Origin of the sequence: Yersinia alsatica (assembly GCF_902170305.1) — a bacterium.
Lineage (GTDB): Bacteria > Pseudomonadota > Gammaproteobacteria > Enterobacterales > Enterobacteriaceae > Yersinia > Yersinia alsatica.
Map to the genome: position 1 here is coordinate 206,874 of NZ_CABHWW010000023.1, position 17,695 is coordinate 224,568.

The window sequence follows — 17,695 nt, forward strand, 5'->3', positions numbered from 1 at the left end:
GTTAGGATATAAAGTTGAAATCGAAACCTAATATATTTCTATAGCCTATACCTAAAGATATATTTTTTAATTTTATTGGGGTCACCTTATGCCATATAGTTGAGTGCTTATCTATATGAAATAATCCCTCGCCGCGCTCTAAAGTATGTGATTTAATGATTTCTTTTTTTTCAACACAATAGAGTTCGCTGGTGCCGCCTTCAATATTGTATTTATCAATAACTAATGCGGATACAATATAGTTGCTCCCATCTTGATGCAGACCTTCGGGTGAGTTACACACTGAAGGTATTGAGCTATCAATAATTAAAGACATTTGATGGCAAGTCACTTCTATTTTTTTTAGTTTTACCTGAGGTTCGCATTCACAAAGCATTTCTATACATTTTTTAATAAGAATTCTCAGCAGAATTGACTGGGTTGTTGTCTTGTCCATCGGTGGAAATCTACGTATTAATTTCCGCAAATCTAACGGATGGTCTGCACGTTGAGCAAAATCTGTTAGTTCTGGGAGGGTAACATGATTGACTTCCCATTGTTTGTTGACGTATTCAACCATAAATTGGCTAATACCTCTTTTTCTAAAAGGTTTATAGGCGTGAAATTTCCGCTGATCTTCTATGGACAAGCTTGATATTAATTCTTGAATGCTATTGGGGACTATTCTCCCGTCAAGAAAACATTGAGCCTCTTGTAAAATTACTTTTTTATCATTGATATATTTAGTTATCAAGAATCTCAACTGAGACAGTTTTATGTCATTTTTATCCCATCCTAATGATTTAAATGATATCTCTTTTTTTAATTCAATTATATTTACGCCAAATTCATTTATATTAAATTGAATTATTTTATATTTAATACCCATGATTAAAATATCCTATTTTACTAAGAGTTATTGATTTTTTATATTGATATAAATAAAACATACAAATTTAATTATATTAAAACGCTCAATTTCTGAGTTATGTTTTAATCTTTTTTTAATTTCTTTATTTTTATATATCAAAGATTGTCCTGCGGCAAGTTTTATAAAAACACATTTATATGTATATTTTTCAAATTATATTTAACGAATTTGTTTTTATTTACTGTTTTGTATGAGTCTATTTTTCTTATTATTTTTATAAATAATTTATTCAGGTAACTCTTTTTCGTTACTTCTTTATTCTACAGTGTGAGATGTTTTTCATTTAAAGTGGAATGAATAAAATCTCATATGATCGGGTCTGGAGATAATGTTAGAAATGTGATCTGCATAAGTGGAATGGCGTTTCATTTTGTGTATTGTGTATTTTCACTACTAAAGTCATCCTTCAATTAATCAATAATAACGTAAGGTGAGTTTAATCTGGCGAGTATTAGTCACTAAGGAATATGAGATGCCAATTAATTTTCTGGGTAAAACACTATTGTTAGGGTTAATGTCATTTGCTGTATTGGGTGAGGTAAGTGCACAGTACAATGCTGTGGTTTCTATGGCCCCTCAGGGAAATGAGTTTTCCTCGATTAATGCAGCGTTGCAGTCAGCTCCAGTGGATACCTCTCCTTTTGTTATTTTCCTTAAAAATGGCGTTTATACCGAAAGGCTTGAGATAGTGCGGGCGAATGTTACGTTGAAGGGAGAAAGCCGGGATAGCACGGTGATTGGTGCTGATACTGCCGCGGGTATGCTTAATCCACAAGGTGAAAAATGGGGGACTTCAGGCAGCAGCACGGTATTAGTGAATGCACCAAACTTTACCGCTGAAGATCTCACCATTCGTAATGATTTTGATTTTCCAGCCAATAAGAAAAAAGCCGATACCGACCCGACAAAATTAAAAGATACCCAAGCCGTGGCACTATTATTGGCTGAAAAAAGTGATAAAGCACGTTTCAAGAAAGTGAAACTTGAGGGCTATCAGGATACGCTTTATAGCAAAACAGGTAGCCGAAGCTATTTCACTGATTGTGAAATCAGTGGTCATGTTGATTTTATTTTTGGCTCTGGTGTCACCGTATTTGATAATTGCGATATTGTGGCCCGCGATCGCAGTGATATTGAGCCACCTTATGGCTATATCACGGCTCCCAGCACATTAAAAACGTCGCCCTATGGTTTGATATTTATGAATAGCCGTTTGACGAAAGAACCTGGCGTCCCAGCCAAAAGTTTTGCTTTGGGCCGTCCATGGCATCCAACCACCACCTTCGATGATGGTCGTTATGCCGATCCGGCGGCTATTGGTCAGGCTGTATTTATAAATACGACGATGGATGACCATATTTATGGTTGGGATAAAATGTCCGGTAAAGATAAGCAAGGTGAGAAAATTTGGTTCTATCCGCAAGATTCGCGCTTCTTTGAGGCAAACAGTCGGGGTGCAGGGGCTGAAATCAATGCAGAGCGCCGCCAGCTATCAACCGAACAGCTAAAAGCTTTTACTTTGCCTATGATTTTCCCTGACTGGATTGTTTATTAAGGATAAATGCTGATTAAGGATCAATGTTTATTAAGGGCAAGCTAGTATTGAGTCTAAACCGGCAGTGATTCGCCACCTTTAAACTGATGGATATCCAGCCGGTGGAGTTTCACTTTTCGCCATAATGTGGTGCGGCCTATACCTAATAAGGCCGCCATTTCATTCAGCTGGCCTTGGCATACCAGTGCCGCGCGAATAATAGCCTGCCGTTCTAATTCTTGTAGTGATAGAACTGGTTGGGGTTGCGGCATATCGGGCTCCAGCAGTAATTTCTCCCCCAATAAATGTTCCGGTAGATCATTGAGATTAATACGATTATTACGGCACGCCATGGCGGCGCGCTCTACCACACTTTTCAGTTCCTGATCATTGCCAGGCCAAGGGTATTGGCATAACTGGCGGATGACACTTTCATCTGGCTGATACTGGCAGTGGAAATGTTGCCCCAAGCTGGCCAATGTATGCTGAACCAGCAGTGGGATATCTTGTTGGCGCTGGCGCAGTGGGGGAATATGCAGCTCGAAAGATTGCAGGGTATAGAACAGTTGGCGGCGAAAACGCCCCTGTTTCACCAGCAGTGGCAGGTCTGCACCGGTGGCGGTAATAATCCGCACATCCACCGGGATCACCCGATTAGAGTTCACCCGCATCACCATACCGGTTTTGACGATTTGCAGTAGCGCCGACTGCATCTCTGGCGACAGGTATTCAACTTGCTCCAGATAGAGCGTACCGCCATTAGCCAACTCAAATTTGCTGGGTTGGCCGGATTCCCCCTCGCTGGCGTCGCTACCCAGAAACTCTCGCGCCATGAGATTTTGCGGTAATGCTTGGCAATTCAACACGATATATGGGCCATCGGCGCGGGTACTGGCATTATGAATGGCTTGCCCTAATTGCTGCTTACCGACGCCTTCTTCCCCGTGTAATAAAATGGGGTGTCGGCCTTTTGCCGCCTGTTTGCCATAACGCACCAGACGGCGCATCTCCAGAGATGCCACGGGCATATCGTCAAAAGTATAACTGGCTCGCCCTAATTGGTTGTGAACCATTTGGCGCAGTAATTCTTGTGGATGCAGCAATGCAATAAAACCACAGCGATCGCCATCAGGAATCGGCTTAAGGGTTAATAGCGCGGGGATAAATTGCTGTTGATTTTCAAAGGTCACTTCCACATGGCTGAGGGAATTACGCTGCAAAATAGCCTGGGTCAGTAAAGCGGGCAGGGTGAGCAAATCCGTGACTGGCTTGCCAAGGCTACTGGTTTCATCGAGTTGCAAAATAGCCGCAGCACGACGATTAAGATACAACAGACAGCCACGTTGATCCCACGCCATGACACCATCTTCCACTCCATCAAGCAGGGCATTTAACTCATTGAGATGGCGGTTAGTTTCCGCCAATAAGGTATCGGCATGGAGATAATTGCCAATTTCACGGGCAATCGCCAGTGTTAGTGGCAAATCACTGGCGGCGTTATCGGCCAGTAAACTGCCCAAGACAATGACCGCGCGCTGGCGGCCACTGTTGTCATACACCGGAGTGGCGCAAAAACGCCATGGATGCAGAGCTTGCTTGAAATGCTGCTTGCCGCTGACTTGTACCGGATGCCCTTCAGCGATTGCCAGAGCCGGGGCATTAGTCCCAATTAATCCCTCGGTCCAATAGCTGCCACAATCAATGCCTAACTCTCGTAACTGGCCCATGGTTTGCGGATGGCCGCATTGCCACAGGGTGCAGCCGCTTTCATCGAGAATTAATAGCACGCAGTGGCGTGATTCCATGTATTCGTAAGCATCTTCCAATGCCGCCTGGCCTAACACCAATAAGTCATTCTTTCGCTGACAAATTGATTGGAACGTTGCTCCGGCGGCGCGGTGTGGCACCCGCCATTGCTGAGCTTGCATCAGCTTTTGGCAGCGCAGCCATGAACCAATCAGCGCGGGTGTCGCGGCCGGCTCAGTGTGACTCATTGAGCGCCTTAGAACCCGGATGACGCCAATGAATCTGGCCTGGCAGAATCAGCTGATTTTGCGCCAGCGGCGTTTCGGCAATTAGTGCGGTGATCATCTCAAAACTATGGCGCGCCAGCCCTTGGCAATCCTGCGCAATGGTGTCAATTTTTAGCGGCAAGCAATCAAAAAGATAGTGATCATCAAAGCTGCAAAGATGAATATCGCTATCCATTAACTGATGCTGATTGAGATAGCGCAGCACCCCTTCGAGCAAGCCACAAGCCGCAGTAAATACCGCTTTGGGCGGGCGACCTAATTGTGCGCACAGCTGGGCAATCATTTCATAGCCCGAGCTGGGCAGGTAATGCCCATTAAGCAGCCATTCCGGGCGGCATTCGACCCCAGCTTGCTGTAACCCTTGCTGAAAACCGGCTAAACGATCGCGGGTTGGCGAGATGCGTGGCTGACCGCCGAGGAAGTAAAATTCATCTGGATGTTGGCGGGCGACATTTTCAACCAGTGCGGCAGTCGAGGTCACGGAATCGGTAATCACTAGCGGCAAATCTGACTCGCCAATTAATCTGTCCATCTGCACCACCGGCAGACGAGCATTAATTTTTTGGTATTCACCATCATTGAGCTGGCTGGAGGCCACAATCAAGCCATCAACCTGGCGCTGCACCAGACTGTTGACGGCCATCATTTCCTGACCGGGATTTTCATCGGTACAGGCGATAAGCAGCTGTAACCCTGCTTCGCGGCATAACATTTCCAACTCACGAGAAATCAGTGCAAAACCGTGGTTGGTCATCTCCGGCACCACTAGCCCTATGGTATGGCTGCGGGTTGAGCGCAGTGAGCGGGCGTGAAAACTGGGTTGATAGTTATGTTCGCTGGCCAAGGCAATAATACGATCCCGCGTTTCATCCGAAACACGATATTCCTTGCTGCGTCCATTGAGCACCAGACTGGTGGTCGACTTCGACACACCCGCCATCTTGGCGATATCGTTGATGGTAATACGTTTGTTATTTTTCACCGGTTATTGTTTTTCACTGAGTGAATCTGTCGCCTTGAAAGATAACTCATTCTAACATGGGCGAAGACAACAGCCAGTGTTGCAGGCACAGTTCGGCACATCCATTGAAGATTGCCTGCGCTGGCTCTGCCGGGAAGTAGCTCGAGGTCATGACGGCTTCCCCTTGATTAATAAAAATTTCTATACTGCAACGGTCGCAAAGCAACTGTAATTGATGCAGTTGACCCCGCCAGTAACGGAACTCCCGCAACCCGGTGCGCAGGTTATTGCGACTCAATGTTATGCGCGCGCCATCCCATTCCAGCATCAGTTTATGACCCAATTCGAGAGTAAAAGGCGCACTGACGTCGATGATCATTTCAGCGCTGCTGATGGGAAAATGCGGCGCATCTTGAGCTCGACCTTGCCACTGGCGCTGTTCGCGACGTAGTGCGGTTAACTCGCGGGCGGGTTGCTGAATCAGCCTGTCTCCCTGCAAGCTCAATTCACGCGGGCAGGTCATGGTGTGGATCCAGCCATAGGAGACAGTTGGCTGATACAGCTCATCTTCATCGGGAATTCCCATCCAGCCAAATAGCAGCCGACGGCCATCAGCGGCTGCTGTAGTTTGTGGCGCATAGAATTCAAAACCGGCATCCAGCTCATGGAAATCCTGATGGCTGAAGCTCGCGTCGGTATAATCCAATTGACCGAGCAAATAGCCAGCCTGGAAAGTATTACGATAACGTTCGGCTTCAGCAGGGATACCCTGTGGGCAGACAATTAAAATATCCTGCTCGGCTAACCTAAATAAGTCCGGGCACTCCCACATATAACCAAAAGGCCCAAGCCCGCCGAGATTCGAGCCAGCAATCTCACCTAAATTCTGCCATTGGTGCAAATCATCTGAACGTAACAGCAGAACTTTGCCTTGTAGTTGCAGGTCTTGCGCCCCTAGCACCATGTACCATTGGCCATGGTGCTGCCAGACTTTTGGGTCACGTACATGGCCGGTATAGCCCGCCGGCAGTGGGAGTACCGGCCCCAGTTTATCGAACTCCCCTCGGTCATTCTCCTGCGCCAGACATTGGAAAGCAGTGCGCGAACCATCAGGATATTTCACATTGCCAGTATAAATCAGGGTGATAAGGTCATCAGCAATGACGGCAGAACCAGAGTAACAGCCATGACTTTCGTAGGCCTCACTGGGCACTAAGGCCACCGGCTGATGTTCCCAATGAACCAGATCAGTGCTGCGCCAGTGGCCCCAATATTTACTGCCGTGGCGGCAATCCAGCGGGTTCCATTGATAGAACAGATGATAATAGCCAGCATGGTAAATAAATCCATTGGGATCATTCAGCAACCCGACACAGGGGGCCAGATGCCAGCCCGGCCGATGTGGGTCTTGCGATGCGCGGATCTGACCGCGCATCACTGCCAGCGTAAGATGTTTGAGTAAACTGGCTTCTTGCATTATTCGCTGTCCGTTTTGTATTTAAGGAGCAAAGAAATAACGAAGGCGGCGCCAAAGGCAATCACCAAACCAATCAGATAGTTAACAATGGAGTTACCTTGCACAATGGCAATGCCCGGAATACCGGTTAAGCCGACAGCCGTCATATTGACATGATTAGCTACCACCCATGCGCCACCTAATGCTCCGCCTGCCAGTGCAGCTAAAAACGGCTTAATAAAGCGCAGGTTAATCCCGAAAATGGCGGCTTCGGTAATCCCTAGCATGGCGGAAAATGCTGATGGAATAGCAATCGCCTTAATCTTGGCATCACGGGTTTTAAAGTAGACCGCCAGACAAGCTCCACCTTGAGCAACGTTCGCCATCGACCAGATAGGTAGCAGGAAGTTAACGCCAATATTCGGGTTGCCCAGCAAACCCGCTTCGATAGCATGGAAACTATGATGGATACCGGTTATCACGATTACTGAATAAAGCCCGCCAAACAGCAAGCCAGCCAACCAACCGGCATGCGTAATTAATGTGCTGAGTACCAGCGAAATCCCATCCCCCAGCACTCGCCCGGCAGGGCCGATAAACAGCAAGGCGACGAAACCGGTAATAATCACAGTGAGGAATGGCGTAAGGATCAAATCCAGCGCATCCGGGATCACTTTGCGCAGGCGTTTTTCCAGCATGCTCATAAACCACACGGCCAGCAGCACCGGGAATACCGTGCCCTGATAGCCAATCATCGCCACCTCCATACCAAAGAAATTCATGGTATGGAATCCGCCCGCAACCCCCCAAGCATTGGTGAGTGCCGGGTGGGTTAAAATACCGCCTAACGTTGCCCCCAGATAGGGGTTACCACCAAACTCTTTCGCCGCAGTAAAACCAATCAAAATAGGCAGAATGATAAAGGCGGCGGAGCTGAACATATCCAGCATGATGAACAGTGCGCTGTTGGCATCAGCCCAGCCATAGGTTTTCACCATACCGAGCAGGCCCATTAATAGGCCAGAGGCGACAATCGCTGGAATGATGGGCACAAAAATATTGGATAGCAGGCGAGCAATACGTTGGAACGGATTCAACTTGCGGGCGGCGGCATCGGCGGCTTCAGATTTACTGGATTCGTTAACGCCCGCGACTTTGATAAATTCGGCATAAACTTTATTCACCAGCCCGGTGCCGAAAATAATCTGTAACTGCCCGGCATTACTAAAACAGCCTTTAACCCCCTCCAGCTTTTCTACGGCGGATTTCTGTACCAGAGTGTCATCAGCCAATACCAAACGCAGGCGGGTGGCGCAATGTGCCGCACTCACAATATTTTCTTTGCCGCCAAGCAATGGGAGCAGAGCCTTTGCGGTCTCATTAATATTCATTATATCCCTCGCATATCCATTCCGAATGTTGTGCCGCGGCATTATCAATGCTGGCAGCGTATCGTCATGGATGGTCATAAAATAGGTTCCCGCCGCCGCAGCCAATCCCCTGCGCGGCGGGGGATTATCAGAACCAGGTTTCCATCTGGATACCAAAGTTCCATTGACCGCCGGCAGCAAAATCATTCTTACCGAAGGCATCATCCTTGGCGTAGTTATCCAGGTCTTGGCTCCAATCCATATAGGTGGCAAAGACGCGTATTTCTGGGCGGCTAAAGAAATTACTGATATCACCGGCCTTGAAGGTCGGGGCGAAGGTCAGTTTATAGAAGCCGCCACTGACTTTGTGGTAATCCTTATAACCTTGTGGGTCCAGATTCATATACTGGTAACTGCCCTCATAAGCCAGTGCAAAGTTCTCAGTAATTTCTTGAATCAGACGGGCATTAAATGTCACCCATTTATAGCTATCGCCCTCGACATAGCGATCTTGACTTTGTTGGGCCAAAATTGCCGGAGCCAGGCTCCAAGTCTTGCTCAGTGCCGTAGTGCCATAAGACGCCAAGCGCCAAGTATTGGCACTGCTGGTTAAATTGCCATCAGAGCCAATGGATTTCACCTCGGCACCTAAGCCATGGCCATAGAGCAATGCGGTTTTCGAAGTACCCTCGCGCAAGCCATAGAAACTGTCACCGTGATAGGCCAGCATGGTGTGAACGCCTTTATCCGCGGCATTCGTATTGACGGTTTCGCCGCTATTGAGGCGTGCTTCATTATCTTTGGCGCGCAGGCCGCTCAACATCCATTGGAATGAGCCGCTGTTATTGATGGCAATATAGTTATTGGTGGTGAAAATGTAGCTCTGAATATCACTATTAACATTCTCGATTTCGCCATAATTTCGGCCATATAACGAGAAGTTACTCTTCAGATTATCGGTCCACTTGATGTCATAAATACCGCCACCGGTCCCGGCAAGGAAGACCACGTCGGAATCAAGCCAATGAATATCAAAGTTATCGCGGTCAAAACGCTTACCGGCCCACAAGGTACTGTTTTTGAAGATGCCATTGAAGGTCGGTAAGGTGCCCAACTCGACAAATGCCTGACGGACATTAAGGTCACTGCTGTCGGCGGTCCAGTCGTTATAGCTACGTTGACCATCGGCCAACATCACTTTGTAGCGAGTGGTCGCGCCGTTATCTAGCTGCTGTTTTTTCTCAAGATTAACTTCAACATAGGTATCAGGTTCATTGCCTAGGCGGCCAATGGCACCACCAGTGCTGCCAGCAGGTGAAACATAGGGACCACCTTGTGTGCCGGTGCCGGAACTGTTCATCAACAAACCGGAGCGAGCATAACCGTGGAACTCAAAGCCATTGTCACTCTGTGTTTTGCTTTCTAACTTCTCGGTGCGTTTAGCGACCTGAACCGTTTTTTCTTCGGCTGCAAGTGTGCGAGTTTCTAGTTTTTGTGCTTGTTTTTCTGCTATTTCGGCACGTGTCTCTGCATTTTTGGCGCGAAGTTCAGCTTGTTGTAGTCGCTGTTCTAAAGCATTAAGGCGGGCTTCGATATCCCTATCCGAAGAAGAAGCTGCTGAGGTGGTGGTCGCTGCACAAGAAAGGATAAGTCCTATTGATACAGCAAGATAGCTTGGTTTTATCATCATTTTTATATCACTCGGTATGTGATTGATTGTATTTATGCTAAACAGCTAAACCGGTTTTTCATGGCTAACATAAAGGCGATCCTTGGGGATTAGCAAAACATTTTGCTAACCCGATTCAGCTATTGTGATCTGGGCTGCAAATCGAGGGATATGACGTGAGAAATAAGGCGATGAAAGGGGGATAGAGCGCATCAGAAATCGTACGTAGGGGGAAAACCGGATGCTTACGCGGGCATCCGGTGGCTCTTTAAAAGGTTAGTGATGGCGCTGTAGAAACTGTGCCAGTTCCTGCGCATTCGGTAAGGCGGTCATAGCACCTTTGGCGCTGGTGGCTAAAGCACCACAAGCTTGCGCTTGGTCGATAGCGGCTGTCAGATCTGTACCAAGGTACCAATCTGGCTTTTGTGCCAGTGCTGCCAGTAACCCGGAAACAAAGGCATCTCCTGCTCCGGTGGTGTCTATTGGCGTTATTTTCCGGCTTGGATACTTTTGCAAACCGCGGCGGTTATGCACCCAAACTCCCTCTGCCCCCAATGTCACTAGCAGTAATTTGCAGGAGTAGTCAGCCATCAGCTGCTCCATGGCGGTAGCGATATCTTGCTGTGGGTAGATAAAATGCAGCTCTTCCAATGACAGTTTCACCACATCAGCCAACTGCAATGCCTGTTGTAAGCAGGGCAGTAATTCTTGCGGCTGTCGCCAGATATCGGCCCGAATATTAGGATCAAAACTGACCCAGCCACCATCAGTTTTAATACGGCGCATGGCTTCAAATGCGGTACTGCGGCTGGGTTCCTGACTTAGAGCGATTGAGCACAAATGCAGCCATTGATTTTCTTTAAATTCAGGTAAGTCAGCAGATTGCAGGAACAGATCGGCGCTGGGGGTCACCATAAAAGTGAAGGTACGCTCGCCATGCTCATCTAAATCTACCACCACCGTCGAGGTGTGGTGCTCTGGATCCAGTTTCATTGCGCGCGTATCAACATTTTCCTGCTGCAATACCTGCTGCATAAAGCGGCCAAAACTGTCTTGCCCAACTCGACCAATAAACGCACTTTTACTCCCCAATCTGGCGATACCGACTGCAACATTGGCCGGTGCCCCACCGGGGCATTTAAGGTAACTATTTGAATTTTCAGGGACTAGATCAATAACTGCATCGCCTAAAACCCAAATGGTATTTTCCATGATAAACCCCTATTTTCTTCAATCCTATTTGTTGCTAAAAGTAGAAGAATCGGTTTAGCAAAGCAACAAAATAATCTGCAATAGAGAAAAACAGCCAATAACGCTATTAAAAAGAATTTATCGCCACACCGCAGACAATGATTCAAGTTCTGAAACGATATGGATTATCATTCAACCCGCCCTATTTCAAAATGCAGGGTTGTTGGTGGACGTCATTAAGCCAACTTATTGAGTTATCTCAACTCATGGGTTCACTCAGTTGCTATCTACCCGCAACTCGAAATCTATTGGGTAAAGCATTTAATTTTTCAAAGGACATTTCATGCTCGGTCATACTGTCAGCCGGTTTTTACTATCAGTCGTTATGTTTTTCACGATAACGGCCTCATTTTCTGTTTTAGCCGCGCCCATTGTGGTGACCGATGTTGCAGGTCGACAGGTGACATTAGCTCAACCCGCCTCGCGAGTGATCTTGGCGGATGCCAGGGCATTGATGGCGCTGAATATTCTGCACCCTCAAACCCCCTTAAAAGGCATTATTGCCTGGGATAATTCACTGAAAGTGAAAGCCGCCGATTTGGTCGAGGCTTATGCCAAAAAATTCCCCGAAGTGAATGATATTCCTATGTTTGATAACCCTTACGTGACTGATTTCAGTGTCGAAAGGGCCGTCTCATTGCAACCCGATCTCATCATTTTTGATACCGGACTGTTGGCAAAACTTAAAGCCAGTGGTGTATTGGCGCAGTTGGATAAATCTGCGATCCCGGTGCTGTTCATTGATTTTCGTCAGCAGCCATTGACCAATACAGTTCCCAGTATGCAGCTGCTTGGCAAAGTGTTTGGTGAGGAAAAGAATGCTGAGGATTTCGTGCAATTCTACCAGCAACGTCTCGATTTGATTCGCCAACGGGTCGCAACCCTTAAGCCAGAACAGCGGCCAAGTGTTTTCATTGAGCGCCATGCGGGTATGACGGGCGAAGAGTGTTGCTCTACTTTCGGTAAAGGCAGTTTTGGCCAATTTATTGCTGAAGCGGGGGGGAATAATATCGGTAGCGAGTTGTTCCCAGAAATGGGCGGTGAGATTAACGTCGAGCAACTGATTGCCAGCAACCCAGATTTCTATCTGATGACCGGGGCCGACTGGAGCCGTGGTCACAAAGGTTCGGTCGCTGTGCCTCTGGGCTATAACACCGATGCCGCAACAACACAGAAAAGATTGGCGCATTTGATGGGGCGCACTGGAGTCAGTGTATTGAAATCAGTGCAGGATAAGAAAGTCATGGCGGTTTATCACCAGTTCTATGACAGCCCACTCAATGTGGTTGCCGTGGAGGCGATCGCTAAATTCCTCCATCCACAACTGTTCGCTGATCTGGACCCACAGGCGGATTTGGAAATGATTCACCAGAAATATACCGCGATTGATTACTCCGGTGTATTTTGGGTGGCCTCTCATCCTTAAGGGCAAGTTTAACCATTTTCATATCTGTGACGGCCCGCAATCTATAACCATTTAATTTTTAATGGTTATTACTTTTGGCCGTCATCTTAGGATGGCGACAAATAATCTTCCTATCGGCGACAAAATTGATTTACTTGGTAAGCGTAATCATTAAGATTAGCGTTTCCAAAAAAAAACAATTAGACACAGTTCCTTTCGCAATAGGCTCAAAATGTTAACGTTTGCCCGTCTGTCCCTGCTGGCCGCCTCTGTCGCGCTGGCATTACCTGTTTTTGCCGCAGAGAAGTCCTCCCAACCAGTGACTGCTCAACCCTCTGAATCCCAAACAGATAAAAACGACCAGCTATCAGTGGTCGGTAACTGGTTGGATAATACTGATAACAGCACGGTTGTTCTGAATCACCCGGGAGCCCGTACTATCGTTACCCAGCAACGCATTCACGAAAAGGGTGCTCAAACGGTTGGCGATTCATTACGTGGTATTCCCGGAGTACAGGTGCGCGAAAGCAATGGTACTGGTGGCAGCGACATTTCACTCAATGTTGGAGTGCGTGGGTTGACCTCTCGTTTGTCGCCTCGCTCGACCATTTTGATGGATGGCATCCCACTGGCGGTCGCCCCTTATGGCCAGCCGCAGCTCTCTATGGCCCCATTGTCGATTGGTAATTTACAGTCGATTGATGTGATTCGCGGTGGCGGCGCAGTGCGCTATGGGCCGCAAAATGTGGGCGGGATCATCAACTTTAATACCAAAGCTATTCCGCAAGATTTCAGTGGTGCGGTGAGTGCACAGACGCAGGGTGCCAATCACGGTGGGTTAAAAACGCTGAGCAGCGCCTCATTAGGCGGTACCGCAGATAATGGCTTTGGCGCGGCATTGCTCTATTCTGGCCTGCATGGTCAGGGGTATCGTGATAATAACGACAATACTGATATCGATGACTTTATGCTGAAAACGCGCTATCAGTTAACTGAACATGACGTGTTGCAGGCAAACTTCCACTATTACGAAGCGCATGCTGGCATGCCGGGCGGGTTGACCAGCGCGCAATATGCCGAGAATCCTTTCCAGTCTACCCGACCTTATGATCAGTTTGATGGCCGTCGCCGTGATATGTCATTCAAATATACTCATCAGGAAGATGATAAACAGTTTGAATTGCTGACCTATTTCACCAAAAGTTTCCGTGGCAGTAATATTGAATCTGAAGGCACAGGGGCCAGCCTTGGTCAGAAACGGATGGTGGCTTACCCACGTAATTACACCACCTATGCGATTGAACCGAGTTATTCACAGTTATTCAGAATGGGCAGCAGTTCCCATGAGGTGACTCTGGGTTATCGCTACCTGAATGAAACCATGGATGAGAAAGCCTACCGCTCCCCTTGGTATAACCCGGCCACCGTAACGTCAACACCCGCCACACCACAATATTATCAGCACACTTCGGGCGGCACTGAAGCCCATGCGGTGTATATCGATGATGCTATCAATATCTCCGACTGGACGATCACACCGGGTCTACGCTATGAGAATATCCGCACCAATGTGGATGACTCTTTTGCTAATACCCGACGAGAAAAGCAATACAGCGAGCCGCTACCATCACTTAACGTGATGTACCATGTGTCTGATGAATGGAAATTGTTCGCCAATGCCAACACTTCATTCGGCAGCATGCAGTATTTCCAGCTCAGTAAAGGCGGAAATGGTAATGCACCCGCTCCGGGGCTGACGGCAGAAAAAGCCCATAGTTATGAAATTGGTACCCGCTTCGATGACACGGTCATGACCGGCGAATTGACTCTGTTCTACATCGATTTTGATAATCAGCTGCAATACATCAGCAATGATATTGGCTGGACAAATCTGGGGGCGACTTCTCACGAAGGCGTGGAGTTGGCATTTAGCTATGATTTGAGCGAATTTAATCCGCTACTGAATGGGGTTAGTGTTTACTCCAGCTACACCTACACCAAAGCAACCACCAAAAGCGGTGATTTCGCCGGTAAAGATTTGCCGTTCTATTCACGCGAGGTCTATACCCTAGGCACTCGTTATGAAACCGGTAACTGGGTTTGGAATCTGGATAGCTATGCACAATCTCAGCAGCAATCCCCTGGGTCTGGCCCACAATATATTACGGCCGAAAGTGCTGATGGTCAGTTTGGCCGAATTCCCGGATATATGGTGTGGAATACCCGTGCTGAATATAATTTCGGACCAGCTTGGTCTAATTTGACGGTGGGTGCAGGGGTGAAAAACCTGTTTGATCAGCGCTATTTTACACGCTCCAATGATAATAACTCCGGCAAGTATGTTGGCGAGCCAAGAACCTTCTTTGTCCAAGGGTCGGTTGCTTTCTGATAGTAGCGCCGTCAGCGGTTGTTGATAGATTCGCTGACGGTAAGCCCGGTGGGTTAAACATCTGCTGGGCTTATGTATTTTTCTCGTGCTACCACCGTATCCCCCTTCCTGTCTGAATTGTCTCTTTTAATATAAATGAGAATCATTATTCTGATTTACATAATATGAATATTATTCACGCCATGAATTGGTGCATAACGCTGCATTATCTGGCCGCTAGGTGGGAATTTAAATGGGAATAATAGAGCATATTATGATTTAAGAACTAATAATGTTCTGATCTACGGGCGTAGAATGACTGGCTTAAGTAGAATGATTAACTTAAATAGATGCTATCTACCAACAGATTAACCAGCGATTTATTTTTTTATATGTGATGACACGGTTTAATAACGGAGTGAAAGAGAAATATAATAGTATTAAACTCAACTATTCGGCGCTCAAATAATAGTTGAGCATTATGTTCAGTGATTTTATCAAGGCGAAGGCTCGGCACTTGATAGTTTTTCCTCGGCAAAGGCAACGTTATTACGCCCATTTTTCTTGGCGCGATAAAGTGCTTCATCTGCGGCCTTAAGAGAAGAGGCCAGATCATAGGATTGTAATGGGGAAATCCCCGCACTCAAGGTAACAGTCGTGGAGACTTTATGATTAAAAACATGTGGAATATCAAGACCTAAAACACGTTGACGCACTCGCTCAGCTAACTGACTAGCGTACTCTTCACTCACATGTGTCAATAACACCAAAAACTCTTCACCCCCATAGCGCACCACGATGTCCCGCGAACGTACGGCATCACGAATAGCAGCCGCAACTCGCACCAATGCTTGATCTCCCATGGTATGACCATAGTTATCGTTGTAGGCCTTAAAATGGTCGATATCGAGCAGCAGCACATAGTGATTGCCGGGGGACTGGGCTAAGAGGGTTTCGAGTTTATTCTCCAATCCACGGCGGTTATATAAGCCGGTTAGAGGGTCTATCATACTTAAATCACTGAATTTTTCTCGCTCATTGTACAGATGGGCTACAAGTTTTCGGGTGAATTCATCACTGCGCCGCATCAGCAAATGATGTAAAGAAAAACCAATCAGAGGCAGCATTAATGTGAATATAATGCGGAAAATATTCTGGAAATCATCCAGCCAAATAACGGTGAATGCAGAGGGGGCGGTATGCAAACAAAAGGCGAGAAAGTTATCAGACAGCGCAATAGTGCTGATGAAGAAAATGGTAAACAAACTGAGTAATAAGTAATTATTTTCATTAGTACCCAGATATTCGTATTTAAGAATGATTTGCCAGGCCCAGAGCAGCCCCATCATAATTGAAAATAAATTCAATTTATCGACATAATTCTTCGAAATAAAAATCAAATAAGCGGCCGCACTGAGACTTATAACCGTGATCATAACAATCGGCAATGTCACCGCTGGCGTTTCAGGTGATGGTAATATCATACTGAAAATAGCTGACGCTGCATTAAGAAATAGAAAAAGCAGTAAAGAGAGCCGATGCTTACTTTTCAGTAGCTGATCGTAGGAATGGCTATTCATATTCAATTCACTCTGCATAATGGCGCGCTGTCAGTAGACAAATAAACAATATCCTCATGAGGCCATTTTATTCAGGCATCACGATAAATGGTTCTTCTAAGTGATTATTTTTGTTTGAAGCTTTTTATATTGTTTTAGGAATTTTCTTAATCAAAATTACCATTTTTGTTTCGACCTGTCATCATGATGTCGATCAACTAATCAATTTACTCCTCTAAATCTTATCTTTAGGCTGCATCAACCGAGCTATTCCTGGCAAATCAGTCGTTTTCTACCAACAACTTCCTAGTGCAGATTTTTCTGTAGTGTTATATGATAGTGGTTATCATTATCACTTAGGTGGCCATCATTATGATTACAGCCAGACTAGCAGCTTACCGTTCATGGGGGATAAGTGGCTTATTGAGTCGGACGATGTCCAGCGGGTGGGGAATTTTACTGCCTTTTGCTTTGCTACCGGTGTTGGGCTGGGCTGATATCACGGTGGGTGAGTTACGAGTGCTGATCATCGTTGCGATGCTGGCAACCGTCAGCATGCTATATCATGCTCGATTGCGGCATTTCCTGTTATTACCATCTTGTCTGGCACTATTAGGCGGCATGGCTGCAATACTGATGCATAACGGAATACATTGATAGATAGGATTTTTTTGCCTGAAAGGGCGGTGGAATTTGATTATTACAGTGAATAATAATTTATGGTGGCAATAACTATAGCGGCAACAATAACTGAAATCATCGTGGTGCGAAGGGAGGGACTTGAACCCTCACGTCCGTAAGAACACTAACACCTGAAGCTAGCGCGTCTACCAATTCCGCCACCATCGCATGTGCTGTGCAATATAAATCTTTACTGCTGAAGTTGCTCATTGAGAAAGAAATGTTTGGTGCGAAGGGAGGGACTTGAACCCTCACGTCCGTAAGAACACTAACACCTGAAGCTAGCGCGTCTACCAATTCCGCCACCATCGCATGTGCTGTGCAATATAAATCTTTACTGCTGAAGTTGCTCATTGAGAAAGAAATGTTTGGTGCGAAGGGAGGGACTTGAACCCTCACGTCCGTAAGAACACTAACACCTGAAGCTAGCGCGTCTACCAATTCCGCCACCATCGCGTACCGGAAACATGACTTTTTTGATGCAACCACGGGGGCGAA

12 protein-coding genes and 3 tRNA genes are annotated in these 17,695 nt (G+C 46.6%); 4 read left to right on the forward strand and 11 right to left on the reverse strand.

Annotated elements, in window-relative coordinates; genetic code table 11:
• Position 1: 1 nt before the first annotated feature.
• The gene (locus FTA96_RS12580) at positions 2-868 is read right to left on the reverse strand and encodes a 2OG-Fe dioxygenase family protein (protein WP_145573925.1); all 867 of its coding nucleotides are present in this window, start codon (positions 866-868) and stop codon (positions 2-4) included.
• 514 nt (positions 869-1,382) lie between these two features.
• Between FTA96_RS12580 and FTA96_RS12585 the strand changes: the two genes are divergently transcribed.
• Positions 1,383-2,465: a pectinesterase family protein gene (locus tag FTA96_RS12585; protein ID WP_145573926.1), complete on the forward strand. Its 1,083-nt coding sequence runs from the start codon at positions 1,383-1,385 to the stop codon at positions 2,463-2,465.
• Positions 2,466-2,518: 53 nt separating this feature from the next.
• On the opposite strand, the gene dhaR is transcribed toward FTA96_RS12585, so the two are convergent.
• The 6 genes from dhaR to FTA96_RS12615 all read right to left on the reverse strand — a co-directional run bounded on the left by dhaR (position 2,519) and on the right by FTA96_RS12615 (position 11,145).
• Positions 2,519-4,438: a dihydroxyacetone kinase operon transcriptional regulator DhaR gene (dhaR, locus tag FTA96_RS12590; protein WP_050109540.1), complete on the reverse strand. Its 1,920-nt coding sequence runs from the start codon at positions 4,436-4,438 to the stop codon at positions 2,519-2,521.
• Positions 4,425-5,459 carry a LacI family DNA-binding transcriptional regulator gene (locus tag FTA96_RS12595; protein WP_050121643.1) on the reverse strand — a complete coding sequence of 345 codons (1,035 nt, stop codon included), beginning with the start codon at positions 5,457-5,459 and terminating at the stop codon, positions 4,425-4,427. The genes dhaR and FTA96_RS12595 overlap by 14 nt, the downstream gene beginning before the upstream one ends.
• 46 nt (positions 5,460-5,505) lie before the next feature.
• Positions 5,506-6,915 carry a glycoside hydrolase family 32 protein gene (locus FTA96_RS12600; RefSeq protein WP_145573928.1) on the reverse strand — a complete coding sequence of 470 codons (1,410 nt, stop codon included), beginning with the start codon at positions 6,913-6,915 and terminating at the stop codon, positions 5,506-5,508.
• A complete protein-coding gene (locus FTA96_RS12605; protein WP_050109537.1) occupies positions 6,915-8,285 on the reverse strand; it encodes a sucrose-specific PTS transporter subunit IIBC in 1,371 nt (456 codons plus the stop codon). Before FTA96_RS12605 ends, FTA96_RS12600 begins: the two co-directional genes overlap by 1 nt.
• A 127-nt stretch (positions 8,286-8,412) precedes the next feature.
• The gene (locus FTA96_RS12610) at positions 8,413-9,954 is read right to left on the reverse strand and encodes a carbohydrate porin (RefSeq protein ID WP_072077958.1); all 1,542 of its coding nucleotides are present in this window, start codon (positions 9,952-9,954) and stop codon (positions 8,413-8,415) included.
• Positions 9,955-10,209: 255 nt separating this feature from the next.
• Positions 10,210-11,145, reverse strand: a complete 936-nt coding sequence (locus FTA96_RS12615) for an aminoimidazole riboside kinase (RefSeq protein ID WP_050109536.1) — start codon at positions 11,143-11,145, stop codon at positions 10,210-10,212.
• Between the two features lie 322 nt (positions 11,146-11,467).
• Here FTA96_RS12615 and FTA96_RS12620 point away from each other — a divergent pair, with 322 nt between their 5' ends.
• Together FTA96_RS12620 and FTA96_RS12625 are read left to right on the forward strand one after the other, a co-directional pair.
• Positions 11,468-12,610 carry an ABC transporter substrate-binding protein gene (locus FTA96_RS12620; protein ID WP_050109535.1) on the forward strand — a complete coding sequence of 381 codons (1,143 nt, stop codon included), beginning with the start codon at positions 11,468-11,470 and terminating at the stop codon, positions 12,608-12,610.
• Positions 12,611-12,821: 211 nt separating this feature from the next.
• Positions 12,822-14,978 (forward strand): TonB-dependent receptor family protein, encoded by a 2,157-nt coding sequence (locus FTA96_RS12625; protein WP_050121639.1) that lies wholly within the window; start codon positions 12,822-12,824, stop codon positions 14,976-14,978.
• A 476-nt stretch (positions 14,979-15,454) separates the two neighbouring features.
• Here the strand turns inward: FTA96_RS12625 and FTA96_RS12630 are convergent, their stop codons facing one another.
• Positions 15,455-16,555: a GGDEF domain-containing protein gene (locus FTA96_RS12630; protein WP_050109533.1), complete on the reverse strand. Its 1,101-nt coding sequence runs from the start codon at positions 16,553-16,555 to the stop codon at positions 15,455-15,457.
• A gap of 333 nt (positions 16,556-16,888) precedes the next feature.
• Here FTA96_RS12630 and FTA96_RS12635 point away from each other — a divergent pair, with 333 nt between their 5' ends.
• Positions 16,889-17,173 (forward strand): DUF1435 domain-containing protein, encoded by a 285-nt coding sequence (locus FTA96_RS12635; protein WP_050109532.1) that lies wholly within the window; start codon positions 16,889-16,891, stop codon positions 17,171-17,173.
• A 105-nt stretch (positions 17,174-17,278) separates the two neighbouring features.
• Here FTA96_RS12635 and FTA96_RS12640 read toward each other — a convergent pair.
• The 3 genes from FTA96_RS12640 to FTA96_RS12650 form a co-directional block, all read right to left on the reverse strand.
• Positions 17,279-17,365: transfer RNA gene (locus tag FTA96_RS12640), tRNA-Leu, on the reverse strand.
• Positions 17,366-17,422: 57 nt separating this feature from the next.
• Positions 17,423-17,509 (reverse strand) — tRNA-Leu (locus FTA96_RS12645).
• Between the two features lie 57 nt (positions 17,510-17,566).
• Positions 17,567-17,653 (reverse strand) — tRNA-Leu (locus FTA96_RS12650).
• Positions 17,654-17,695 lie beyond the last annotated feature (42 nt).